Source organism: Streptococcus mitis (assembly GCF_003942775.1).
GTDB lineage: Bacteria > Bacillota > Bacilli > Lactobacillales > Streptococcaceae > Streptococcus > Streptococcus mitis_CN.
This window is the reverse complement of the sequence record NZ_RJNX01000002.1, coordinates 246,302-272,937: the sequence shown is the minus strand read 5'-3', so window position 1 is coordinate 272,937 and position 26,636 is coordinate 246,302. Positions and strand designations below refer to the sequence as shown.

General features: G+C 42.1%; 19 protein-coding genes. 1 reads left to right on the top strand and 18 read right to left on the bottom strand.

Annotation, left to right across the window (positions count from 1 at the left end):
• Positions 1–85 precede the first annotated feature (85 nt).
• The 9 genes from recA to rpoB all read right to left on the bottom strand — a co-directional run bounded on the left by recA (position 86) and on the right by rpoB (position 13,381).
• Positions 86–1,258 carry a recombinase RecA gene (recA, locus tag D8848_RS03875; RefSeq protein ID WP_125443345.1) on the bottom strand — a complete coding sequence of 391 codons (1,173 nt, stop codon included), beginning with the start codon at positions 1,256–1,258 and terminating at the stop codon, positions 86–88.
• 54 nt (positions 1,259–1,312) lie between these two features.
• The gene (locus tag D8848_RS03870; protein ID WP_125443344.1) at positions 1,313–2,569 is read right to left on the bottom strand and encodes a competence/damage-inducible protein A; all 1,257 of its coding nucleotides are present in this window, start codon (positions 2,567–2,569) and stop codon (positions 1,313–1,315) included.
• A gap of 88 nt (positions 2,570–2,657) precedes the next feature.
• The gene (gene lytR / locus D8848_RS03865) at positions 2,658–3,710 is read right to left on the bottom strand and encodes a glycopolymer--peptidoglycan transferase LytR (protein ID WP_125443343.1); all 1,053 of its coding nucleotides are present in this window, start codon (positions 3,708–3,710) and stop codon (positions 2,658–2,660) included.
• Positions 3,711–3,717: 7 nt separating this feature from the next.
• Positions 3,718–4,236: a GNAT family N-acetyltransferase gene (locus tag D8848_RS03860; protein ID WP_125443342.1), complete on the bottom strand. Its 519-nt coding sequence runs from the start codon at positions 4,234–4,236 to the stop codon at positions 3,718–3,720.
• A complete protein-coding gene (gene tsaE / locus D8848_RS03855) occupies positions 4,226–4,669 on the bottom strand; it encodes a tRNA (adenosine(37)-N6)-threonylcarbamoyltransferase complex ATPase subunit type 1 TsaE (protein ID WP_125443341.1) in 444 nt (147 codons plus the stop codon). Before tsaE ends, D8848_RS03860 begins: the two co-directional genes overlap by 11 nt.
• A 96-nt stretch (positions 4,670–4,765) precedes the next feature.
• A complete protein-coding gene (locus D8848_RS03850; RefSeq protein WP_125443340.1) occupies positions 4,766–5,395 on the bottom strand; it encodes a competence protein in 630 nt (209 codons plus the stop codon).
• A gap of 133 nt (positions 5,396–5,528) precedes the next feature.
• The gene (ndk, locus tag D8848_RS03845; RefSeq protein ID WP_125443339.1) at positions 5,529–5,951 is read right to left on the bottom strand and encodes a nucleoside-diphosphate kinase; all 423 of its coding nucleotides are present in this window, start codon (positions 5,949–5,951) and stop codon (positions 5,529–5,531) included.
• 108 nt (positions 5,952–6,059) lie between these two features.
• Positions 6,060–9,737, bottom strand: coding sequence for a DNA-directed RNA polymerase subunit beta' (rpoC, locus tag D8848_RS03840; protein ID WP_185756845.1), 3,678 nt, complete (start codon positions 9,735–9,737; stop codon positions 6,060–6,062).
• A gap of 32 nt (positions 9,738–9,769) precedes the next feature.
• Positions 9,770–13,381, bottom strand: coding sequence for a DNA-directed RNA polymerase subunit beta (gene rpoB / locus D8848_RS03835; protein ID WP_125443338.1), 3,612 nt, complete (start codon positions 13,379–13,381; stop codon positions 9,770–9,772).
• Positions 13,382–13,829: 448 nt separating this feature from the next.
• On the opposite strand from rpoB, the gene D8848_RS03830 reads away from it, so the two are divergent.
• Positions 13,830–17,741 (top strand): pullulanase, encoded by a 3,912-nt coding sequence (locus D8848_RS03830; protein ID WP_125443337.1) that lies wholly within the window; start codon positions 13,830–13,832, stop codon positions 17,739–17,741.
• A gap of 75 nt (positions 17,742–17,816) precedes the next feature.
• Here D8848_RS03830 and D8848_RS03825 read toward each other — a convergent pair whose 3' ends face one another.
• The 9 genes from D8848_RS03825 to glmS all read right to left on the bottom strand — a co-directional run bounded on the left by D8848_RS03825 (position 17,817) and on the right by glmS (position 26,574).
• Complete coding sequence (locus tag D8848_RS03825; protein ID WP_125443336.1) at positions 17,817–18,581, bottom strand: amino acid ABC transporter ATP-binding protein; 765 nt, start codon at positions 18,579–18,581, stop codon at positions 17,817–17,819.
• Positions 18,582–18,590: 9 nt separating this feature from the next.
• Positions 18,591–19,313, bottom strand: coding sequence for an amino acid ABC transporter permease (locus tag D8848_RS03820; protein WP_125443335.1), 723 nt, complete (start codon positions 19,311–19,313; stop codon positions 18,591–18,593).
• Positions 19,314–19,316: 3 nt separating this feature from the next.
• Positions 19,317–20,009, bottom strand: coding sequence for an amino acid ABC transporter permease (locus D8848_RS03815; protein ID WP_125443334.1), 693 nt, complete (start codon positions 20,007–20,009; stop codon positions 19,317–19,319).
• Positions 20,010–20,152: 143 nt separating this feature from the next.
• A complete protein-coding gene (locus D8848_RS03810) occupies positions 20,153–21,031 on the bottom strand; it encodes a transporter substrate-binding domain-containing protein (RefSeq protein ID WP_125443333.1) in 879 nt (292 codons plus the stop codon).
• A gap of 11 nt (positions 21,032–21,042) precedes the next feature.
• The gene (locus D8848_RS03805) at positions 21,043–22,041 is read right to left on the bottom strand and encodes a uroporphyrinogen decarboxylase family protein (RefSeq protein WP_125443332.1); all 999 of its coding nucleotides are present in this window, start codon (positions 22,039–22,041) and stop codon (positions 21,043–21,045) included.
• Positions 22,042–22,043: 2 nt separating this feature from the next.
• Positions 22,044–22,247, bottom strand: a complete 204-nt coding sequence (locus D8848_RS03800) for a hypothetical protein (protein ID WP_049501818.1) — start codon at positions 22,245–22,247, stop codon at positions 22,044–22,046.
• A gap of 9 nt (positions 22,248–22,256) precedes the next feature.
• Positions 22,257–23,264 carry a uroporphyrinogen decarboxylase family protein gene (locus tag D8848_RS03795; protein WP_125443331.1) on the bottom strand — a complete coding sequence of 336 codons (1,008 nt, stop codon included), beginning with the start codon at positions 23,262–23,264 and terminating at the stop codon, positions 22,257–22,259.
• A 216-nt stretch (positions 23,265–23,480) separates the two neighbouring features.
• Entirely contained in the window at positions 23,481–24,533 is a 1,053-nt protein-coding gene (locus D8848_RS03790; protein ID WP_125443330.1) for an LLM class flavin-dependent oxidoreductase, read from the bottom strand.
• 232 nt (positions 24,534–24,765) lie between these two features.
• Positions 24,766–26,574 (bottom strand): glutamine--fructose-6-phosphate transaminase (isomerizing), encoded by a 1,809-nt coding sequence (gene glmS / locus D8848_RS03785; protein ID WP_125443329.1) that lies wholly within the window; start codon positions 26,572–26,574, stop codon positions 24,766–24,768.
• Positions 26,575–26,636 lie beyond the last annotated feature (62 nt).

The window sequence follows — 26,636 nt, the reverse complement described above, 5'->3', positions numbered from 1 at the left end:
CGACAAGAAACAGCAAACTATAAATGATCTAAAAACTTGAATCAAAAACCAAAAAAGCAGTGGATTCCTCCACTACTTTGACAGCTTATTCTTCAATTTCAATTTCGATTTCAAGCTCATCGCCTAGGTCAAGAGTTACTTCTTCATTCACAGAATCTGCTTGAACTGCTTCATCTTTTTTAGTTTCAACACCTTCTACAGAAGCTTCCTCTCCATCAATCAAACCAAATTGAACACGGACTTGATGGTCAATCTCATCAAAGACTTCTGGATTATCTGCCAAGTATTTCTTAGCATTTTCAGAACCTTGCCCAATTTTCTCATCCTTATAAGAATACCAAGCTCCTGCTTTTTTGATGATATCCAAATCGCTTGCGATCTTCAAAAGTTCACCAGTCTTAGAAATCCCTTCTCCGTACATGATTTCCACGAAGGCTTCCTTAAATGGTGGAGCCACCTTGTTTTTCACGACCTTAATCTTAGTTTCTTTACCGACGTTGGTGTCTTTTTGGTCACCAGTTCCCTTGATTTGCGTACTTCCACGAACATCCAAACGGACTGATGCGTAAAATTTCAGAGCACGTCCACCAGGAGTTGTTTCTGGATTTCCAAACATGACCCCAACTTTTTCACGTAATTGGTTGATAAAGATGGCAATTGTTTTGGTTTTATTGATAGAAGCACCGAGCTTACGCATGGCCTGGCTCATCATACGAGCCTGCAAACCAACGTGGCTATCTCCGATATCTCCATCAATTTCCGCACGAGGTACAAGGGCAGCAACTGAGTCGACTACGACAAGATCTACAGCACCTGAGTCAATCAATTTTCCTGCAATCTCAAGACCTTGCTCTCCTGAGTCTGGTTGAGATAAGAGCAATTCGTCAATGTTGACACCAAGGGCCGCAGCATAAGCTGGATCAAGGGCATGTTCTGCATCGATAAAGGCTGCAATACCACCTTCTTTTTGAGCTTGTGCAACTGCATGAAGGGCAACTGTTGTCTTACCAGATGACTCTGGTCCATAAATTTCAATGATACGTCCCTTAGGATAACCACCTGAACCAAGGGCAATGTCAAGAGCCAAGGAACCTGAGCTCATCACCTGCACCTTTTGCTCGGCACGTTCACCCAAACGCATGATTGATCCCTTACCAAAGTCTTTCTCAATCAATTTAAGAGCGTCATTCAAGGCTTTTTCACGTTCAGCACCGAATTTTTTTGAAATTTCATCTAATTTTTTTGGTTTTTTCGCCATTCTATTCTCCTACATTCTAATGGTCCTCAGACCTATCTACTATTATATCAAAAGTTAGTCACTTAATAAAGCCTTGCGAACTAGGTTAAAGGCATGCATAACCGCAATGTGACGTACATCTGCTCGACTTCTGCCTCCAATATTAACCTTGATGACCTCAGTTCCTTGCTCTTGAGCCAAGCCTATAAAGACTGTCCCAGCTGGGTGCCCTTCTAGGCTATCTGGACCTGCCACTCCAGTCAAACTAAGGCCAAAATCAGACTGGGTCTTGATTCGTGCCTGCTCAGCCATCTTCTGAGCTGTAAATTCAGACACCACACCCTGTTCTTCCAAGTCCTTGACAGGAATATCCAACATCTTTGATTTTTCCTCCAGGCTATAGGTCACGAAACCACCCTTAAATATACTTGAAGCTCCTGAAAAATCCGCTACCCTAGCTTGGAAAAGCCCTGCCGTCAAACTCTCTGCAGCCGTGATAGTTTTCCCTTGTTTTTTCAGTTCTTCTACCACAATGCTGGCCAAGCTAGCCTCCTCTCCATAACCATAACAGAGGTCTCGTAAAGAAATTCCTTCGAAAGTCTGGCAGTCCAAGATTTGATTTTCCAAATCAGCTAATGCTTGATTCGCCTCTTCTTGACTGCTAGCCTTTGTTGACAGACGCAAGGTTACCTCTCCTGTCTTTGCATAAGGTGCCAAGGTAGGATCGGTTTGATTATCAATTAAATCAGCCAAAATCGTCACCAGCTGACTTTCGCCAATTCCAAAGAAACGAAGAACTCGGGAATACAGCTTGCTCCCTGTCATCAACTTGGGTAGAAGTTGGTTTAAGACCATGGGTTTCAATTCACTTGGCGGACCAGGAAGGACGACGTAGGTCACTCCATCGATTTCCAATATTCCTCCCACAGCCAGTCCTGTTTCGTTGGGCAGCGGAGTCGCTCCTTCTACAATTTGAGCTTGTCTTTCGTTATTCGGTGTTCGGGCATAGTCTGGTCGCTGGGCAAAAAAGACATCCAACTTCTCCTGCGCCTGAGGATCGAAAACTAATGCTTTCCCTAAGAATTTAGCCAAAGTTTGTTTAGTTAGGTCGTCCTCAGTTGGCCCCAAACCACCTGTTAAAATCACCAGACTGCTACGTTGACTGGCAATTTCGAGCAAAGACAAGAGACGAGCTTCGTTGTCTCCTACAGCCGTCTGAAAATATACGTCTACTCCAATCTCTGCTAGTTTTTCCGATAAAAACTGAGCATTGGTATTAACAATCTGTCCTGTCAAAATCTCTGTTCCAACAGCAATGATTTCTGCTTTCATGTTTCCTCCTACCTATCTATTCGTATTTTTTTGAAAAAATCGCAGGAAATTTCCCACGATTAATTTTTTATTTGTATTAAAAAACGAACTATTCTACTTCATTTGTTACAAAGACACCTTGTTGTTGATTCTCCCCATCACCAACAGGCACCCGTCCAAACAAATCTTCAAATAAGACAACATTTGTTTCCAGCTGAGTGACTTCTTCTTGTCCCAAAGAACGTCGCAATATATTCTGCATTTCCAACATATGCTCTCTCGAAACAATCTGGTAAGAAATACCTTGCAACATCTCTCCTTCGCCCTTCAATTGTTGAGATTCAATGATTTTAAATGAATCTTTATAACCCAACAAGTTTGGAATACTTTTCGCAGATAAATCAATATTAGTCTGCATATTGGTACTTAGGGCTTTTAAGATAGACTGATAGTGACTAACGCTATTCAAACTAAGAACTTTTTCAACAACCTTTTGAATGACTTCACGTTGTCTCTTTTGACGACCATAGTCTCCTTCAGGATCCTGATAGCGCATGCGAGAATAAACAAGAGCTTCTTCTCCATTTATTGTCTGTTCTCCAACACCGATAGAAATGGTATTAAATTCCTCTTGATCACTAATAGAAATTGGGAAGCCTAGCGTGTTGTTGACGGTTATACCACCCACTGCATCGACTAATTGTTGCAATCCTTGCATATTGACCATAATATAGCGATCGATATGAATATTCATCATCTTTTGAATGGTTGAAATAGCTAACTCTGCACCACCACCAGCATAGGCAGCGTTTAGCTTCGCTTCTTCAATACTACCATCTTTATGTTGAATTTTAGTCAGGATATCACGCTCCAAACTCAACATCATGGTCTTTTTCGTGTGCGGATTAACTGTCAAAAGAATCATAGAATCACTATTTCCAGCCCATTGATCTGTACGCTCTACATTCCCAGTATCAACCCCCATCAAAAGAATCGTTAAGGGTTCAGTCGCCTCAATAACATTGGTTTCTTCTCCAATTTTTTTATAGGTTTTTGATAAAGTTTGTGTACCTTGCTGATAAATAGTATAAGCAAAAACACCCACACCCAAAACCGTCACAGCTAGAAAAGCTAGCACCATTCCAATAATTTTTTTAACCATATTTCTATTAATCTATCAGCCTACCCATCAGGTAAACATCGATAAATTCCCCTTCTTCTATGTACGCACCGCGCTCTTGTCTACCTTCAATTACAAAGCCATGTTTTTGATATAGATAAACTGCAGCCTGATTACGAGTTTGGACAGTAAGTTGAAGTCGACGAAGAATGCCACTAGCCTGTGCCCATTCTATGACTTCTTCAAGTAACAAACTTCCCAGCCCATTATTCCAATATTTCTTACCAATCACAATAAAGAGATCTCCAATATGACGAACTCTCTTGCGTTGATCAGCTGTGATATTTACAAGACCAGCAATTTCATCATTCAGTAAGGCCAGTAAAGTGATTTGATTTTCCGAGTGAGCCTGTTTATCCAAAAACAACTCCATCTCAGCATCTGTCATCAAAATACCATCCCTGTCCAGACTGGTAAAATCTGTTTCTAAACTGACACGATTTAAAAATGATACTAACTCAGCAGCATCACCAGGTTCTGCTTCTCTAATGAGCAATTCATACTCCATATTGAAGCTCCTCTAAGAGTTTTTCTGCACGCAAACCCTTTGCTTGGAAATGTAATCTGCGACCGTCTTCTTCTTTTAGAATTTCCAATTCTAAATAATTATCTGGCAAGGCATCACCTAAAAGATGTCCCCACTCGATGACAGTTACCCCACCACCAAAGAGAAACTCATCCAAATCAATAGAATCCGCATCTCCCTCAATACGATAAACATCTAGGTGGTAAAGCGGAAGACGACCTTCATACTCTCTTACGATAGTGTAGGTTGGACTCTTAATCATCTGGGAAATCTGTAACCCTTTAGCTAGACCTTTTGTAAAGGTCGTTTTGCCTGCTCCAAGTTCTCCAGTTAGAATTAAAACATCATTCTTTTCTAATAAGTAGCCCAAACGTTCACCTAAGGACTGTAACTCTTCTTCGTTTTTAGTGTACATGTTTCTATTATACCAAAAAGTTGTTCTTTGTCGAGATATTATCTGTGAATTCCATATTATGAATTGTAAAAACTTCGGTCAGTTCTTATTTTGATTTTAAAATAGAAATAGTAAGAAGACAACTAATAAGATATCTCTCATCAAATGGCTATAAAATGAAACTTCCCAGCGAATGACTTTTGGCACCAACAGTCCTAGAAATAGCATTCCTAAGGTAATATAAAAGGTCATGGATAATAGCATCCAAGGATTTCTGAGAAAGATTAGAATAGCTAGTCCACTAATAAAACAGATTTCCTTCTTTCCCAAAATCTTTTTCAATCCATTTACATACTTCTGAATCGGTAGAAAAACTAACAAATCAATACCAAATAAGAAAAAGAAACTTGGTAGAAAGGCTTCCACAAACCCTTCTACGGATGTATTTCCTGCAAGGATATGTTCTATGACAATTAAAGCTAAACCCAAAATGTTTACTAAGAGCAAGAGACTATACAAGAATTGTTGCTTATCTTCCTTAAAAACTGAATAAGATTGATTTCGCTGTCCACTATAGTAGTTTAGCCCTGCACCAATACTGGCAAGGAGCAACATGCCAACTAAATAATAGAAGCAGTTTTGATTTAACATCAAAGCCCAAGTCGATAAACTTAAACAAGAACAGCTACTAAGACCAAAAAACGTCAGCAATAACAAAACTCTAATTTGCTTTTTCATTCTTTCCATCATTCTTCCTCCCTTACTTGCTCTTATTATAAGCTAGAAATTCTCATCATTGCTAGAATATTTCTCAACTGTCAGTTTTCTACTCTAAAATGTAAAAAAGTTTGATGCAAGTAACCCTTACATCAAACTTTTACTACTTTCCGTCAAACCAAAGAGCAATTTCTCGCTTAGCTGACTCTTCTGAATCTGAACCATGCACAACATTTTGGATAGCTTGGTTTTCACTAGCAGCTTTTGCAAAATCACCTCGAATAGTTCCTGGTAAAGCTTCTTCTGGACGAGTAGCACCCATCATGGTCCGCCAAGTTTCAATTACTTTGGGACCAGAAATGATACCTACAAGAACTGGGCCTGAAGTCATAAATTCACGAATCGGTGGGTAAAAACTTTGACCAACCAAGTCCTGATAGTGCTGGTCAATCAACTCTTCTGAAACCTTTGTACGCAACTCCAATTTTTCAATTATAAATCCACGTTGTTCGATGCGTTTCAACACTTCACCAACTAGCCCTCTTTTCACACCATCTGGTTTAATGATAAAAAATGTTTGTTCCATACTCGTCTCCTTTGTCAGCTTCTTTCTTTTATTTTACCACATTTCATGGAAAAATGGAGAAAGTTTTCAGAAAAGAGAAAGAGAACCCGAAGGCTCTCTCATTCTCTTTTATTCTACTGTTTCTTCCACAGTTTCAACGGCAGTATCCACAACTACTTCTGTTGTTTCTTCATTTCCTTCTTCCTCTACTGGAGGATTAAGGTATTCTTCTTCGTTGATAGCTTGTGGTTCAAGGTTACGGTAACGGGCCATACCAGTACCTGCTGGGATGATCTTACCGATGATAACATTTTCTTTAAGTCCAAGGAGATGGTCTTTCTTACCACGGATAGCTGCATCTGTAAGGACACGAGTTGTTTCCTGGAAGGAAGCCGCTGACAAGAAACTATTTGTTTCAAGTGAGGCTTTGGTAATTCCCATAAGGACTGGGCGACCTGTCGCTGGAACTCCACCTGAGATAAGGACATCTTTGTTAGCATCTGTAAAGTCATTGATATCCATGAGGGTACCCATGAGAAGATCTGTGTCACCTGGATCCATGACACGAACTTTACGGATCATTTGACGAACCATTACCTCAATGTGTTTGTCACCGATTTCTACCCCTTGGCTACGGTAAACTTTTTGTACTTCACCGAGAAGGTAAGTTTCAACTGACAAGACATCGCGAACTGCAAGGAGACGTTTTGGTTGGATAGAACCTTCTGTAAGAGCAGCACCACGCGCTACTTGGTCTCCAACTTCAACACGCATACGAGCGGTAAATGGAACGACATATTCACCTTCGCCAGTTTCACCCTTAACAAAGACTTTCTTAGTACGAGTTGATGCATCTTCTTCGATAGCGGTAACTTGTCCTTTAACCTCTGTGATAACCGCTTCCCCTTTAGGATTGCGGGCTTCAAAGATTTCTTGGACACGAGGAAGACCCTGAGTGATATCGGTATTTGAGGCAACCCCACCCGTGTGGAAGGTACGCATTGTAAGCTGTGTACCAGGTTCCCCGATAGATTGGGCAGCGATTGTACCAACTGCTTCACCAACTTCAACCGCATCACCAGTCGCCAAGTTAATACCATAACAGTGACGGCAGACACCATGACGAGTGTTACATGTAAATACAGAGCGGATAGTCACTTCTTCCACACCAGCATTAACAATTTCACGCGCCTTGTCTTCTGTAATCAACTCATTTGGACCGATAATCACTGCACCAGTTTCTGGATGTTTAACGGTTTTCTTAGTGTAACGACCGTTGAGACGTTCTTCTAAAGACTCGATCATCTCTTTTCCTTCTGCGATAGAACGGATCAAGAGACCACGGTCAGTTCCACAGTCGTCCTCACGGATGATAACGTCTTGGGCAACGTCAACCAAACGACGAGTCAAGTAACCTGAGTCGGCTGTCTTAAGGGCCGTATCGGTCATACCTTTACGGGCACCGTGAGTGGAGAAGAACATTTCGAGTACTGACAAACCTTCGCGGAAGTTTGAAAGGATTGGCAATTCCATGATACGTCCGTTCGGAGCCGCCATCAGACCACGCATACCGGCAAGCTGTGAGAAGTTTGAGATGTTACCACGGGCTCCAGAATCCATCATCATAACGATTGGGTTCTTAGGATCTTGGTTGGCAATCAAGCGTTTCTCAAGTTTTTCACGAGCAGCACGCCATTCAGCTGTAACGGCATTGTAACGCTCATCGTCTGTGATCATACCACGACGGAATTGTTTTGTGATTTGTTCTACACGTTTGTGTGATTCTTCAATGATTTCAGCCTTGTCATCAACGACTGGGATATCGGCAATACCCACTGTCAATCCTGCAAGAGTTGAGTGGTGGTAACCGAGGTTCTTCATACGGTCAAGTAGGGCAGAAGTTTCTGTCGTACGGAAACGTTTGAAGATTTCAGCGATGATATTTCCAAGGTTTTTCTTCTTGAATGGAGGGTTAAGTTCAAGATTGCTGATAGCTTCCTTGATATCTCCACCAAGTGGCAAGAAGTATTTAGCTGGAACGCCTTCTGTCAAGTTGGCATTGTTTGGTTCTTGCAAGTATGGTAGACCCTCTGGCATGATGTCGTTGAAAAGGATTTTACCAACTGTTGTAAGCAAGACCTTGTGTTTTTGTTCTTCTGTCCAAGGTTTGTTGAGGCTGTCTGTTGCGATACCAACACGTGAGTGGAGGTGAACATAACCATTACGGTAAGCCATAACCGCTTCATCACGGTCTTTGAAGACCATTCCTTCACCTTCACGACCTGCTTCTTCCATGGTCAAGTAGTAGTTACCCAAAACCATATCCTGAGATGGAGTAACAACTGGTTTACCATCTTTCGGGTTCAAGATATGCTCAGCAGCGAGCATCAAGATACGAGCTTCTGCTTGGGCTTCTTCTGAAAGCGGTACGTGGATGGCCATTTGGTCCCCGTCAAAGTCGGCATTGTAGGCTTCACAGACAAGTGGGTGCAAGCGAAGGGCCTTACCATCAATCAAGACTGGCTCGAAGGCTTGGATACCCAAACGGTGAAGGGTCGGTGCGCGGTTCAAAAGTACTGGGTGTTCTTTAATTACTTCTTCAAGAATATCCCAGATACGCTCATCTCCGCGTTCCACCAAACGTTTAGCTGCTTTGACGTTTTGCACGATATCACGGGCAACAATTTCACGCATCACGAATGGTTTAAAGAGCTCGATTGCCATTTCACGTGGCACACCACATTGGTACATCTTAAGAGTTGGACCAACGGCGATAACGGAACGTCCTGAGAAGTCAACACGTTTACCGAGCAAGTTTTGACGGAAGCGTCCTTGTTTACCTTTAAGCATGTGGCTCAATGATTTCAGTGGACGGCTACCTGGCCCTGTGATTGGACGACCACGACGACCATTGTCAATCAAAGCGTCAACCGCTTCTTGAAGCATACGCTTCTCATTTTGAACGATGATACCTGGTGCATTCAACTCAAGCAAACGAGCCAAACGGTTGTTACGGTTGATAACACGACGGTAAAGGTCGTTCAAGTCAGATGAGGCAAAACGGCCACCATCCAACTGCAACATTGGACGAAGATCTGGTGGAATAACTGGAAGGATGTTGAGAATCATCCATTCAGGTTTGTTTCCAGACTTGTAAAAGGCATCCAAAACATCCAAACGACGGATGGCTTTGACACGTTTTTGTCCAGTAGCTGTTTTCAACTCTTCTTTGAGTTCAGCAATTTCTTTTTCAAGATCTACTTGTTTCAAAAGGTCTTGGATGGCTTCGGCACCCATCTTGGCAACGAATGATCCATAACCATATTCACGCAAGCGCTCACGGTATTCGCGCTCTGTCATGATAGACTTGTGTTCAAGTGGTGTATCCTTAGGATCAATCACCACATAAGCCGCAAAGTAGATCACTTCCTCGAGGGCACGAGGGCTCATATCAAGGGTCAAGCCCATACGGCTTGGAATCCCCTTGAAGTACCAGATGTGAGATACAGGAGCTTTCAACTCAATGTGCCCCATACGCTCACGACGAACTTTTGTACGCGTTACTTCAACCCCACAGCGGTCACAAACAATCCCTCTGTAACGAATGCGTTTGTACTTACCACAAGCACATTCCCAGTCTTTTGTAGGACCAAAGATAACTTCATCAAAGAGTCCTTCACGTTCTGGTTTCAAGGTACGGTAATTGATTGTTTCAGGTTTTTTGACTTCTCCATAAGACCATGAACGGACTTTACTTGGAGAAGCTAGGGTGATTTGCATACTTTTAAAACGATTTACATCAACCACTATTTCTTCCCTTTCTATTCTAAGCGAACTGCTTATTCTTGTTCAGCAGCTTCTTCTGTTGCTTCCGCTTTTGTTGCTTTCTCAGCTTCTTCAGCTTCAAAAGCTGCTTTAGCCTCTTGGGCTGCTTTTTCGCGGGCTTTTTCAAGGTCATCTACGTGGATGACATCTTCGTCCATTCCTTCATCCAAGTCACGAAGTTCCACTTCTTGGTCATCTTCGTCAAGAACACGCATGTCAAGACCAAGTGATTGCAATTCTTTGACAAGAACTCGGAAGGATTCTGGAACACCTGGTTTTGGAATTGGTTTTCCTTTTGTAATAGCTTCATAAGCTTTCAAACGTCCATTGATATCGTCAGACTTGTAAGTCAAGATTTCTTGAAGAACATTTGATGCACCGTAGGCTTCAAGAGCCCAAACCTCCATCTCACCGAAACGTTGTCCACCAAACTGAGCTTTACCTCCGAGTGGTTGTTGGGTAACGGTTGAGTATGGTCCGACTGAACGCGCGTGCAATTTATCATCAACCATGTGGTGGAGTTTGATCATGTACATGACCCCGACAGAAACACGGTTATCAAACGGTTCCCCAGTACGGCCATCGTAAAGGATTGTTTTGGCATCACTATCCATACCTGCTTCTTTAACAGTTGACCAAAGGTCTTCAGAACTTGCTCCGTCAAAGACTGGTGTTGCGATGTGAATACCAAGAGTACGAGCCGCCATACCAAGGTGGAGCTCCATAACCTGACCGATATTCATACGTGATGGCACCCCAAGTGGGTTCAACATGATGTCGACTGGAGTTCCGTCTGGAAGGTAAGGCATGTCTTCTACAGGCACGATACGAGAGACAACCCCTTTATTTCCGTGACGTCCGGCCATCTTATCTCCAACCTTAATCTTACGTTTTTGAGCGATGTAGACGCGAACCAGCATGTTAACACCTGATTGCAGCTCATCTCCATTTGCACGTGTAAAGATCTTAACATCACGAACGACACCATCAGCACCGTGTGGTACACGAAGAGAAGTATCACGCACTTCACGTGACTTGTCTCCAAAGATAGCGTGCAAGAGACGTTCTTCAGCTGAAAGGTCTTTCTCACCCTTAGGTGTTACTTTACCTACAAGGATATCCCCTTCTTTAACCTCAGCACCGATACGGATAATACCCATTTCGTCAAGGTCTTTAAGAGCGTCTTCCCCAACGTTTGGAATTTCACGAGTAATTTCTTCAGGCCCAAGCTTTGTATCGCGTGTTTCTGATTCGTATTCTTCAAGGTGGACAGATGTGTAGACATCGTCTTTCACCAAGCGTTCGCTCATGATAACGGCATCCTCGAAGTTGTAACCTTCCCAAGTCATGTAGGCAACGATTGGGTTTTGTCCAAGCGCCATTTCTCCATTTTCCATAGAAGGTCCGTCAGCAATGAAATCGCCTTTTTCAACGACATCGCCAACTTTTACGAGAGTGCGTTGGTTGTAAGCAGTACCTGAGTTTGAACGACGGAATTTTTGGATGTGGTAGACGTCCAATGAACCATCTTCACGACGAACTTCTACCTTGTCAGCATCTGCATAGGTAACTTTACCGTCATACTGAGCAATCACAGCAGCTCCTGAATCGTGGGCTGCTTGGTATTCCATACCAGTACCAACGTAAGGTGCTTTAGGATTAATCAATGGCACAGCCTGACGTTGCATGTTAGCTCCCATAAGGGCACGGTTGGAGTCATCGTTTTCCAAGAAAGGAATACATGCTGTCGCAACGGCAACTACCTGTTTTGGTGATACGTCCATGTAGTCAACAACATTAGCTGGATACTCTTGGTTGACCCCTTGGTGACGTCCCATGACAACTTTCTCAGCAAATGTTCCATCTTCATTCAGACGAGAATTAGCCTGTGCTACAGTAAATTCATCTTCTTCATCGGCTGTCAACCAAACGATTTCGTTCGTAACAACACCTGTTTCACGGTCAACTTTACGGTATGGTGTTTGAACAAAACCATATTTGTTCAAGTGTCCGTAAGATGACAAGTTATTGATCAAACCGATGTTAGGTCCTTCAGGTGTCTCGATTGGACACATACGGCCGTAGTGAGTGTAGTGCACGTCACGTACTTCATATCCAGCGCGGTCACGTGTCAAACCACCAGGTCCCAAGGCTGACAAACGGCGTTTGTGAGACAACTCAGAAAGAGGGTTGTGTTGGTCCATGAACTGTGACAACTGTGATGAACCAAAGAATTCTTTAACCGCAGCTGTTACAGGACGAATATTGATAATTTGTTGTGGTGTCAAGACTTCGTTATCTTGAACAGACATACGTTCACGGACATTACGTTCCATACGAGAAAGTCCAAGGCGTACTTGGTTGGCAAGCAATTCACCAACCGCACGGATACGACGGTTTCCAAGGTGGTCGATATCATCTACACGGCCAAGTCCTTCAGCCAAGTTGAGGAAGTAGCTCATCTCAGCAAGGATATCTGCAGGAGTGACGATACGAACCTTGTCATCTGGATTAGCATTACCGATGATCGTTACAACGCGGTCTGGATCAGTTGGAGCAACAACCTTGAATTTTTGGAGAACAACTGGCTCTGTTACTACGGCAGCATCATTTGGAATGTAGACAATCTTGTTCAAGTCGCCATCCAAATAGCTTTCAATGCTTTCAATCACACTACGAGTCATGATTGTACCAGCTTCTACCAAGATTTCTCCAGTTTCAGGGTCTACCAATGGCTCTGCAATAGTTTGGTTGAGCAAACGTGTTTTAACATTGAGTTTTTTATTGATCTTGTAACGACCAACTGCTGCCAGGTCATAGCGACGTGGGTCAAAGAAACGAGCTACAAGCAAGCTACGTGAGCTTTCAGCAGTCTTAGGCTCACCTGGACGAAGACGTTCGTAAATTTCTTTCAAAGCTTCGTCTGTACGAGAGTCCATTGGGTTCTTGTGGATATCTTTTTCAACAGTATTGCGAACCAATTCGCTATCACCAAAGATATCAAAGATTTCATCATCACCTGAAAAACCAAGGGCACGCACTAAGGTTGTAAATGGAATTTTACGAGTACGGTCGATACGAGTATAGGCGATATCTTTTGAGTCACTTTCAAGTTCCAACCAAGCTCCACGGTTAGGGATAACAGTTGAACCGTAGCCCACTTTACCGTTTTTATCAACTTTATCGTTAAAGTAAACACCTGGTGAGCGGACCAACTGAGATACGATGATACGTTCACCACCATTGATGATGAAAGTACCCATTTCAGTCATGATTGGGAAATCACCAAAGAAAACTTCTTGAGTTTTAATTTCGCCTGTTTCTTTATTGATCAAGCGGAAGGTTACAAAAATTGGTGCCGAGTAGCTAGCATCGTGGATACGAGCCTCTTCTAGCGTGTATTTTGGTTCCTTGATTTCATATCCAACAAATTCCAACTCCATTGTGTCTGTGAAGTTTGAAATTGGCAATACATCTTCAAACACTTCCTTAAGACCATGGTCTAGGAAATCTTTGAATGAGTCAGTTTGAATTTCAATCAAATTTGGTAAGTCAAGAACTTCTTTGATTCTTGAAAAACTACGACGGGTACGATGTTTCCCGTATTGAACGTCATGTCCTGCCAAGATGATTCTCCTTTGTAAATAAGTTCCAAGCCTTGTCAATCAGGCTTTTCTAATCGTCATATGGTTTTAAAAACCCTTATCACCGTGTCCTCTTGATAAATTTTCAGAATCTTTAAGTATCTGTTACAAACACACAAAATCCTGAAAAAAAGCACAAAAAGAGCAGCTAAATCTGACTTTTTCAGAAGATTTAACTGCTGTGAGCCTTGTCTGGACAATATTTCAGACAAAACCTACGACAAATGATTACTCATATTATACCCTATTTAGCTAGATTTTTCAAGGGGATTGACGAATTTTTGACAAAATCTTTTCCTATAAGAAAGACTGGCTGAATCGTAACAAAATTTGTTGCGATTTTTCTTTTAGTTTAATTTTAGGAAAACGCTTGCATATTATTTTACTACGTGCTATACTGATATAGAAATTTATTGATTGGAGATTGATTATGAAAAGAACACCATCTCACACTGAGAAAAAAATGGTTTACAGCATCCGTTCCCTCAAAAATGGAACTGGTTCTGTCCTTATTGGAGCAAGCCTTGTTCTGCTTGCCATGGCTACACCAACTATCTCAGCCAACGAAAATACTACAAGCACTAACGCAAGTAATAGTGAAACTACTACTGCCCTTGCACAACCTCTTACTGATACAGCAGTTAACTCTGGTAAGAAGGAAAGTGATATTTCTTCGCCTAAAAATGCAAACGCTTCCCTAGAGAAAAAAGAAGAAAAACCTGCAACAGAGGCAACCACTCCTGCTGCAACTCCAGCCGATTCAGCACCACAAATCGGACAAGATCGTTCAAGTGAACCAACTACTTCTACGAGTCCAGTAACGACTGAAACTAAGACAGAAGAGCCAATCGAAGACAACTACTTCCGTATCCATGTCAAAAAGCTTCCTGAAGAAAACAAGGATGCTCAAGGACTATGGACTTGGGATGATGTTGAAAAACCTTCTGAAAACTGGCCTAACGGAGCTTTGTCCTTCAAGGATGCCAAAAAAGATGACTACGGCTATTACCTAGATGTCAAATTAAAAGGAGAACAAGCCAAGAAAATTAGCTTCCTCATCAATAATACAGCTGGAAAAAATCTGACTGGTGATAAATCGGCCGAAAAACTAGCTCCAAAGATGAACGAGGCTTGGTTGGACCAAGATTACAAGGTTTTCTCTTACGAGCCACAACCTGCAGGAACTGTTCGCGTCAACTACTACCGTACAGATGGCAACTATGACAAGAAATCTCTCTGGTACTGGGGAGATGTGAAGGAGCCAAGTAGTGGTGAATGGCCTAACGGAACAGACTTTACAGCTACAGGCAAATATGGTCGCTATATCGATATTCCACTCAAAGATGCAGCTAAAGACCTTGGATTTTTATTACTAGACAGAAGCAAACAAGGAGACAATGTGAAAATCCGTAAAGAAGATTATAAGTTCACAGATTTGAAAAATCATAGCCAAATTTTTCTAAAAGACGATGACGAATCGATTTACACAAATCCATACTATATCCATGATATCCGTATGACAGGAGCCCAACACGTAGGCACTTCTAGCATTGAGAGTAGTTTTTCAACACTTGTCGGTGCTAAAAAAGAGGATATCCTCAAACACTCCAACATTACTAATCACCTAGGAAATAAGGTAGCTATCACCGATGTTGCAATCGATGAAGCTGGTAAGAAAGTGACCTACAGCGGAGATTTCTCAGACACAAAACATCCTTATACCGTGAGCTACAACGCCGACCAATTCACTACCAAAACAAGCTGGCGTCTGAAAGATGAGACTTACAGTTATGATGGCAAACTTGGAGCTGACCTAAAAGAAGAAGGAAAACAAGTTGATTTAACCCTTTGGTCACCAAGTGCTGACAAGGTTTCTGTCGTTGTCTACGACAAGAATAACCCTGAAAAAGTGGTTGGAACTGTCGCTCTTGAAAAAGGGGAAAGAGGAACTTGGAAACAAACTCTAGATAGCACAAACAAATTAGGAATCACAGATTTCACTGGATACTATTATCAATACCAAATCGAGCGTCAGGGTAAAACTGTTCTTGCACTCGATCCTTACGCTAAATCTCTCGCTGCTTGGAATAGTGACGATGCTAAGATTGACGATGCCCATAAAGTGGCTAAAGCCGCCTTTGTAGATCCTGCTAAACTCGGACCTCAAGACTTGACTTATGGTAAGATTCACAACTTCAAGACTCGTGAAGACGCCGTTATCTACGAAGCACATGTTCGTGACTTCACTTCAGATCCTGCCATTGCAAAAGACTTGACCAAACCATTTGGTACCTTTGAAGCCTTTATCGAAAAACTAGACTACCTCAAAGACTTGGGTGTAACCCACATCCAGCTCCTTCCAGTCTTGTCTTACTACTTTGTCAATGAATTGAAGAACCATGAACGCTTGTCTGACTATGCTTCAAGCAACAGCAACTATAACTGGGGATATGACCCTCAAAACTACTTCTCCTTGACTGGTATGTACTCAAGCGATCCTAAAAATCCAGAAAAACGAATCGCAGAATTTAAAAACCTCATCAACGAAATCCACAAACGTGGCATGGGAGCTATCCTAGATGTCGTTTATAACCATACAGCCAAGGTCGATCTCTTTGAAGATTTAGAGCCAAACTACTACCACTTTATGGATGCTGACGGAACACCTCGCACTAGCTTTGGTGGTGGACGCTTGGGGACAACCCACCATATGACCAAACGGCTCCTAGTTGACTCTATCAAATATCTGGTTGATACCTACAAAGTAGATGGATTCCGCTTCGATATGATGGGAGACCATGATGCCGCTTCTATCGAAGAAGCGTACAAGGCTGCACGCGCCCTCAATCCACACTTAATCATGCTTGGGGAAGGTTGGAGAACCTATGCTGGTGATGAGAACATGCCTACTAAAGCTGCTGACCAAGATTGGATGAAACATACCGATACTGTCGCTGTCTTCTCAGATGACATCCGTAACAACCTCAAGTCTGGTTATCCAAACGAAGGTCAACCTGCCTTTATCACAGGTGGCAAGCGTGATATCAACACTATCTTCAAAAATCTCATTGCTCAACCAACCAACTTTGAAGCAGATAGTCCTGGAGATGTTATCCAGTATATCGCAGCCCATGATAACTTGACCCTCTTTGACATCATCGCCCAGTCTATCAAAAAAGATCCAAGCAAGGCTGAGAACTATGCTGAAATTCACCGTCGTTTGCGACTTGGAAATCTCATGGTCTTGACAGCTCAAGGAACTCCGTTTATCCACTCTGGTCAGGAATATGGTCGCACCAAACAATTCCGTGACCCAGCCTACAAGACTCCAGTAGCGGAGGATAAGGTTCCAAACAAATCTCACTTGTTGCGTGATAAGGATGGCAATCCATTTGACTATCCTTACTTCATCCATGACTCTTACGATTCGAGTGATGCTATTAACAAGTTTGACTGGACTAAAGCTACAGATGGAAAAGCATATCCTGAAAATGTCAAGAGCCGTGACTATATGAAAGGGTTGATTGCCCTTCGTCAATCTACAGATGCCTTCCGACTCAAGAGTCTCCAAGATATCAAAGACCGTGTCCACCTCATCACTGTTCCAGGCCAAAATGGTGTGGAAAAAGAGGATGTGGTAATTGGCTACCAAATTACTGCTCCAAACGGTGATATCTACGCAGTCTTTGTCAATGCGGACGAAAAAGCCCGCGAATTTAATTTGGGAACCGCCTTTGCCCACCTCAGAAATGCGGAAGTTTTGGCAGATGAAAACCAAGCAGGACCAGTCGGAATTGCCAACCCGAAAGGACTCGAGTGGACTGAAAAAGGCTTGAAATTAAATGCCCTTACAGCTACTGTTCTTCGAGTCTCTCAAGGCGGTGCCATCGTTGCCCCAGCTGTGGAGGATAAACCAGAATTTGACCTTTCTAGCTTAAAACAAGAACAAGAACAAGGGCAATATAATATCCAAGACAATATGTCAAACCGAGTAGTCAAACCCGAACAGCAAGATCCAGCTCCACAAACTAAAGCTGACTCTACTAAACCAGATGCCAAAGTAGCTGATGCGGAAAATAAACCTAGCCAAGCTACAACTGATTCACAAACTACACAAACTACACAACCAGCCCAAGAAGCACGAGTATCATCTGTAAGTGAAGCTGTTCAAAACGAATCAGTAGAAAACCCTAGCAAGGAAAATATACCTGCGACTCTAGCTAAACAAGCTGAACTTCCAAATACAGGAACCAAAAACGATCACAAACTCCTGTTTGCAGGAATTAGTCTCCTTGCCCTTCTAGGTCTCGGGTTCTTACTAAAAAACAAAAAAGAGAACTAAACTAGCCCTCCTATAGAACAATCCCCCAAGCATTAAAGCTCGGGGGATTAATTTTTGCCCTGATAATCCTATCTGTCAAATCATATATTCCACACTATAGGTCGCATCCGAGAGTATTCGTGCCAAAAATTGCTTGGTTCTTTCTTCTTTTGGACGACTAAAGAAATCATGGGCATTATTTTCTTCAACAATTTTCCCACCATCCATAAAAATGACATGGTTGGCTACATCTCTGGCAAAACCCATCTCATGAGTCACTACTACCATAGTAACTCCTTCTTTAGCTAACTGTTTTAAAACATCTAAAACATCTCCTACCAACTCTGGATCCAAGGCCGATGTCGGCTCATCTAATAAAATGACCTCTGGTTTCACAGCGATGGCACGCGCAATGCCGATTCGTTGTTGCTGGCCTCCAGAAAGCTGAGAAGGATAATAATCTTTATAAGCTAGTAAACCAACTTTTTCTAAGGCAGCTTCCGCACGTTTGGTTGCTTCTTCCTTAGGAATTTTCCGAGCAATTACCAAGCCCTCTAAAATATTTTCCAAGGCGGTCTTATTAGCAAATAAATTATAATGTTGGAAAACGAAGGCTGTCTTCTGGCGAATTTCTAAAATGTCTTTTTTAGTCAATTTTCCAAGGTCGTATTCTTTATCAGCAAGCTTCAAAGAGCCACTATCTGCTTTTTCTAAATGATTGAGACATCTGAGAAAAGTCGTTTTACCTGATCCAGATGGCCCCAATATTACAACCACATCCCCTTGGTTGACTTTGAGATTAACATCTTCTAGGACTTGTCTGTTTCCAAATTTTTTTGCAACATGTTCTACTTGTAACATTGTCTCCTCCTATGCTAAACCTGTACTGGGCACTACTTGTCCCTTTTCTCTTCGAATATAGCGTTTCTCTAAGATTGAAAAGCCCCATTGAATCAATCCGCAAATAAGAATGTACTGTAAAAAGATCACAAAATAGGATTCAAAATACTGATAACCATAAGACGCTTCAACACGGGCAATGGCTGTAATATCCTTAATGGTCATCACAAAGACCAAAGAGGTTCCTTTTACAATATTTATAACTAGATTAGCCAGATTGGGCAGAGCTGATCGCAAGGCCTGTGGAAAAACAATCCTCACATAAGCTTGGCTAGTGGTTAAGCCAATCGCTTGTGCAGCTTCTAATTGTCCCTTATCCACAGTCAAAATAGCCGAACGTAAGATTTCTGATAAACTACCTGTTGTCATCAAGCTATAGATAATAAAAGCATAATAGATCGGATTGAGTTTAAAGATATCAACATCACTCCCTATGCTTTTAAGAAATTGATTGAGCAAACTCGGAAACAAACTATAAAAGAAAAGAATCAGCAAAATCGGAGGTGTTGCTCTTATAAAAGCTAGATACACGAGAGAGAAAGTTCGAACACCTTTTACTTTATATATTTGTCCCAGAGCTAAAAACAAGGCTGGTAGAAAACTTAAGACCATGGCTACAATCATGATAATCAAGGTGGTCGGTACCCCTTTTAAGGTCTCTAAAAAGGTTTTTGCAATATAGTCTAAATCCATATCCTATCTCCCTTTCGTTTCCAAAGATTTTTCTAACAAGCGACTCAAGAAGGAAACAGCCAAGGCTACACCCCAATAAAGAATGGCAACCGCTGTATAGGTTTCAAGAGAGTAATTCCCCAAATTGCGACTGATTAAGAGATTCCCAGCTCCCATGACATCCACAAAACCAATCGTATAGGCTAGGGCAGCGTCTCGCATCAAATTTAGAATAGCGGTCGTCATATTTGGAAGGGCTACTTGAAAAGCCTGAGGAAAAATGATTCTCCAGAATGTCTGACTAGGTGTTAGACCAATACTGACTCCAGCCTCCATCTGACCTTTGGGGATTGCCTGATAGGACGCCTTAAATACTTCTGCAATGATAGCCGCAAATAGCAAGACCATAGTGAATAAGACGAAGACCGTTTTAGACCAGTTGTTGATATCTAAATTCAGCCACCATTTTAAAAATTCAGGCAAACCATAAAAAACTAAAAACAGTAAGACAATGGGGGGAGTACAGCGAAGAGTGAAAATATAGCCCTTAGAAAGAACTGCAAAAGTCTTGTCTTCTCCCACTTGAGCCCAAGCCAGTAAGCCACCGAAAAGGGAACCGAGGATTGTAGTAAAAAAGAGAATGGACAAGGTCATAGGAAGAGCCTGCGATAAGGTTGGTAAAAATTGGAACACTCTTGAAAAATCATATGAAACCATATAAACCTCTTTCTAATACTCAATGAAAATCAAAAAGCAACCTGCGGATAGAACTGACGAAGTCAATAGCCATACCTACGGCAAGGCGACGTTGACGCGGTTTGAAGAGATTTTCGAAGAGTATAACATGCCTGATTGCTCATCTAATCTTTATCAACGTAGCTAAAAACATCTTCTTTAAAGTATTTTTGAGAAAGCTTAGCTAAAGTACCGTCTTCTTTTAATTCTTTAATAGCTTTTTCATACTCTTTAGCAAACTTCTCACCCTTTTCATCACGGTGAATCAAGGGATAGGTTGGGATTCCTTTATAAGGGAACCAGCTAAGCTTGTCCGCGTATTGGTGGTAAGAACCATCCTCTGCTGTCACTGCTTTTTCAAAAGACAACTTGATATCAAAGAAGGCATCGTAACGTCCTTCTAAAACCCAAGCATAAGCATCTGCCACCTTGAATGATTCAGCAGCTGTCAACTCAATCGGTGTATCCTTATGCTTGTCATTATAACTATTGATAACATTCCACTGAGCATTTTGAGGAGAGATTGGTACTAATTTTCCTTTATTTTTGGCGAAATCATCAATATTCTTATATCTAGCTTCATCTTCTTTTCTAACAGTAAAACCAATAATGCTGGCTCCTACTGGCTCAGATGGAATAATGAATTTTTTAGCCCTTTCATCTGTATACCAAGCACCTTTTGTCCCAATATCGTACTTGCCAGACTCAAGTCCAATCAAAAGATCATCATCACTAGTTCCAGTATACTCAAATTTATAATCTGCCAACTTCTCATCAACTGCCTTTAAAACAGCGACTTCATAACCATCTGATTCCCCTTTTTCGTCAATAAAATCATAAGGGACATAGTTTTGAGTATGGGCAACTTTTAAAGTTGTTACTTGTCCAGATGAAGCTGCATCTGCACCTTTAGCAGATGCTCCCGCCAAAGTTCTACCAATAATCGTTGCTCCAAGCACTGCCACAACCGCAACTCCACCAATAATCCATGTTTTCTTACTCATATTCTTCTCCTTTATTTATCTAATGCTTCTCTCACCCACTGGATACGTTCCACTGCAATATCGCTCGGAATGGTACAATCTGCTCCAAGTATGAGGCCATCTTTACCTGTTTCTTCTATCAAGCGTTTGGTTTCAGCTTGAATTTCTTCCTTACTGCCTCGATAGAGAAGTCCCTCTTTTCCATTTTCAAATCCTCCCAAAACAGTACGACCCTTGAAAATCTCACGACCTTCTTTTAGGCTGATACCTTCTGGTCCAACTGCCCAGTTAAAAACATGAGCTGGATAGTCGGCAAAGATATGAATATCGTTTCGGGCTCCTTCATAGCCACAGATATGAAGGATATTTACCCCACCAACCGACTTAGCTGCATTTAAAACAGTCAGTTCACTCGGCGCAATAATCTCCTGATAGTCTTCAACAGAAACACGCGCATCCTGAATACTTTGCACACTAAGATAGATACCGTCTGCTCCTGCATCTTTAATAATAGCTTGACTCAAGCTAGCGATATCTTGCGCAATCACATCAAGGACTTTTTTCAATTTCTGAGAATCTTGAACTAAGAAATCTGCAATGAGATCATCTCCACCAGACACTTCTCCAAGTAACCATTTGAGGTAGGTCACAGGCGCAAAAATATTGTAAATAGCAACAATGTCCTCCGTAAACTCCCTCTTAATCTTCTTCACTAATTCTACCTGCTCTCTAATCCACGGATGATCTTCACCCAGAGGTTGAATCTCCGACAACTCTTGAAGTGACTTTCCTTTGGCAATAACTGGATTTGGATAAGCAAAATAGCCATCACTCATCAACTTGATAAAGTCTGGATGTAGGTCACGGATAAAACGTTTGTGACCTTGTATATTCTTTTCAATAATCACAGGATTTGAAAATCCCTTTAACCATTCCTCTTCTGATGTAAAGTGGTGCCAAAAACCAACTGGCACACGATCGACTACTTCTCCTCTAAATGCTTTTAAAACCCATTCTCTTTTTTCTGACATCTCTATTCTCCATTTCTTTCTTTTTCAACTAATAAAACACTGGCAATATCATTGGTTTGAATAAAGTGAAGACTTCCTTTCTGAAAATCCTGAACTCCATGACATCTTGGCCCTTCCTTACAAGTAAGTCCCTTTGTAAGACTGATCGCAAGTAAGATGACAAAGCCGAGGGCCGTCCCTACCAATAGCCACTTTTTTCTTTTCATAAGGCCCTCCTATTCTAAAATAGCAGCCTGACGAATCCAGTCCAATCTTTCTAATTCAAAGTCATCTGGAACCGTGCAATCCGCTCCAAGAAGGACCCCTCTAGTCCCAGCCTCAGCTAACAAGCGTTTGGTTTCCTCTTGTAGTTTAGCCTTACTACCTCCATAAAGCAGGCTCTCCTTCCCATTTTCAAAACCACCCAAGACCGCTTTGCCATGAAATAGCTCCTGACCTTGAGGTAAACTGACTGCTTCATGGTGGGTTGCCCAATTGAAAACCTGGGCTGGATAATCTTTGAAAATAGTCACATCATTACTAGCACCTTGGAAACCGCAGATATGCAGGATATTTATCCCTCCTGCCTGTTTAGCAGCTTCTAAAACTTTTATGTTGCTTGGCTCGATATAGGTCTGGTACAACTCTGGTGTGATGCGCTCATCCTGAATTTCTTGTGTACTGAGGTAAATCCCATCTGCTCCACCATACTGAATGATTGCCTTGGTTAGGATTGCGATATCCTCAGCTATTACATCTAAAATCTCCCTGAATAGCTCTGGATTTTCGAGTAATAGATTAGCAACCTCCTTATCACCTCTAGAAGCCTCTGTACGAAACCACCTTTTCAAGTAGGAAATCGGAGAAAAGATATTGTAGAATGAAGCAATATCCTCAGTGAAGGTTGCTCGAATAGCTTGTACCACTTCTACTTGTTGCTGAATCCAAGGATGATTTTCACCAATTGACTCAATAGAAGCCAGCTCCTGAATACTTGAAACCAAAGGACTGTAGACATTACTTGGATAAATGAAAAATCCGTCACTCATCATTTTGACAAAATCAGGATGAATTCTTTCAACGTACTTCCGATGTCCCTCTAAACTTTTTTGAAAGATACGTGGGTTATTTAAACCTTGCCCTTTTTCCTCCAGTGTTACAAAATGAAACCAAAAGCCTACAGGAACTCGTTCCACCTCTTCTCCTCGGATAGCTTTAAAAACTAGCTCTCTTTTACTTGTCATACTTTTCTCCTTCCATTTGGATTGAAACCATCTTACCACTCCTTTTGACCTTTTCCCAATATATATTGACTATCGACTTGATTGAGATTGTTTATATCAATAGAGAAAAAACCTCTGGAAAGCTTGATTTTACTAGCTTTTCAGAGATTCTTTTCTGTTTATTGCTTTTTTAAAATAGTTGTTATATAGATTTTTTATCAGCCTGATTAGGATTTTTTATTTAGCCTCTTTCATGGCAAAATAAGTCCGTACTTTTGGAGCCACTTGCGTTCCGAAAAGTTCAATAGCTCTTAGAACTTGATCATGAGGCATGGAGCCAAGCGGTAGATGGAGCATGAAGCGGTCCAAACCTAAGTCTTCAATCATGCGAATCAATTTTTCCGACACCTGATCCGGATTGCCCACAAACATAGCACCATTTGGCCCAACTTGCTCCAAATATTGCTCATAACGCAATTCCTGCCAGTGCGGACGGTCTTTGGAAATAGCATCCACCACTTGCTTGGTCGGATGGAAATAATCTTTTACAGCCTGCTCGCCATCTTCAGCAATCCAACTCCAAGAATGGGCCCCAACCTTTAGTTCATGACTGGCATGGCCCGCTTCGCTCCCAATCTCACGATAAGCCTGAATCAACTTTTTAAAATAACGAGGGTTACCACCAATAATGGCATAGACAATCGGTAGGCCTGCCTGAGCAATCTTCACTGTTGATTCGACATGACCACCTGTCGCTATCCACAAGGGTAATTTGTCCTGAACTGGACGAGGATAAACTTCTTTTCCAGAGATTGTTTGGGTCAATCGACCTTGCCAGTCTAACTTGGTCTTTTCATTGACTAACTGAAGCAAGTCTAATTTCTCATCAAAAAGAACTTCGTAGTCTTTCAAATCATATCCAAACAAGGGAAAAGATTCCGTGAAAGAACCCCTTCCAGCCATAATCTCCGCTCGTCCATTTGACAAAGCATCGATAGTGGCATACTGTTGGAACAAACGAATCGGGTCCATGCTCGAGAGTATGCTGACTGCACTGGTCAAACGGATTTTCTTGGTATTGACTGCCCCAGCTGCCAGGACAATCTCTGGCGCAGATATCGCAAAATCCGCTCGATGGTGCTCACCAATCCCATATACATCCAAACCAACCTTGTCAGCCAGTTCAATCTCTGCCACCAACTGACGAATACGTTCGGCATGACTGTAAATTTGCCCAGTCCCTTCAAGCTCCGTTGTTTCCCCAAATGTTGAAATTCCCAATTCTACCATTGTGATTCTCCCTATCTATTTCTGTCCTTCAATTTGAAAAATCACTCTAATACTCAATGAAAATCAAAGAGCAAACTAGGAAGCTAGCCGCAGTCTGCTCAAAACAGTGTTTTGAGGTTGCAGATGGAAGCTGACGTGGTTTGAAGAGATTTTCGAAGAGTATAACACAAATCTTGAGTACAAGCAATCGATTTGCTCACAAGAAAAAGCCTAGATAACTAGACTTTTTAGCTTATTCTACCGTTACTGATTTAGCAAGGTTACGTGGTTTGTCCACATCAAGTCCACGGTGAAGGGTTGCAAAGTAGGCGACCAATTGCGTTGGCACAACCATTGAAATTGGTGAGAGGTAAGGGTGGACGGTCGTAAGAACGATGTCGTCTGTCTCTTTAGCAACATTTTCTTCTGCGATAGTTAGGACTTTGGCACCACGGGCTGCCACCTCTTGGATATTTCCACGAGTGTGGTTGGCAAGGACTGGATCTGACAAGAGAGCCAAAACAGGCGTTCCTTCTTCAATCAAGGCAATAGTTCCGTGCTTGAGTTCTCCTGCTGCAAAACCTTCACACTGGATGTAAGAAATCTCTTTGAGTTTAAGGCTTGCTTCCATAGCCACGTAGTAATCTTGACCACGCCCAATATAAAAGGCATTGCGAGTTGTTTCAAGAAGCTCACGAACCTTGGCTTCAATGTTTTCTTTCTCTGAAAGAGTTGATTCGATAGACTGAGCTACGATTGACAACTCATGAACCAGGTCAAAGGCTTGCGCTTTAGCATTGCCATTTGCTTCTCCGACTGCTTTTGCAAGGAAGGCAAGGGCTGCAATTTGTGCTGTATAAGCCTTTGTTGATGCTACGGCAATTTCAGGACCTGCATGAAGGAGCATGGTATGGTTGGCTTCACGTGAAAGAGTTGAACCTGGTACGTTTGTCACTGTCAAGCTTGGGATTCCCATTTCATTAGCCTTGACCAAAACCTGGCGGCTATCCGCTGTTTCACCAGACTGGCTGATAAAGATGAAAAGTGGTTTCTTGCTGAGAAGTGGCATACCGTAGCCCCACTCAGATGAGATTCCAAGTTCAACTGGTGTATCTGTCAATTCTTCCAACATTTTCTTAGAAGCAAATCCTGCGTGGTAAGATGTCCCAGCTGCAAGGATGTAGATACGGTCTGCGTCTTGAACAGCCTTGATAATAGCTGGGTCTACTAATACTTGACCAGCCTCATCTATGTAGGCTTGGATGAGTTTACGCATAACAGTTGGTTGCTCATCGATTTCCTTGAGCATGTAGTAAGGATAAGTTCCCTTACCGATATCAGACAAGTCAAGTTCAGCAGTGTAACTAGCACGCTCACGACTATTACCATCATAGTCTTGAACTTCCACGCTATCCGCCTTGACGATTACCAACTCTTGGTCATGAATTTCCATGTATTGGTTGGTCTCACGAATCATAGCCATGGCATCTGAGCAGACCATGTTATATCCTTCCCCAAGACCAATCAAAAGTGGTGATTTATTCTTCGCTACGTAGATGACTTCTGGATCTTGTGAGTCAACCAAGGCAAAAGCATAAGAACCACGAATGATGTGAAGAGCTTTTTTGAAGGCTTCAAGAACTGACAAGCCATCTTCTTCCGCAAATTTTCCAATCAAATGAACGGCTATTTCCGTATCTGTTTGCCCTTTGAAGTGGTGACCTGCAAGGTATTCTTCCTTGATTTCAAGGTAGTTCTCAATCACTCCATTGTGAACCAAGACAAAACGTTCTGTCTCAGAGCGGTGTGGGTGAGCATTGTCTTCCGTTGGTTTCCCGTGAGTCGCCCAACGAGTATGTCCGATACCAGTTGTACCCTCAACACCAGCTGTCTTGGCAGATAATTCTGCGATACGACCGACAGCCTTGACTAGGTGATTTTCAGCACCACCTAGGACAAAAATCCCCGCAGAATCATAGCCACGGTATTCGAGCTTTTCAAGCCCTTGAATCAAAATATCAGTTGCATTTGTGTTTCCAACAACACCAACAATTCCACACATAGTATATACGACACAGACCAGCTGTGCTTTCTCCTTAAAATTGGTATAGTCTAATTCCTCTT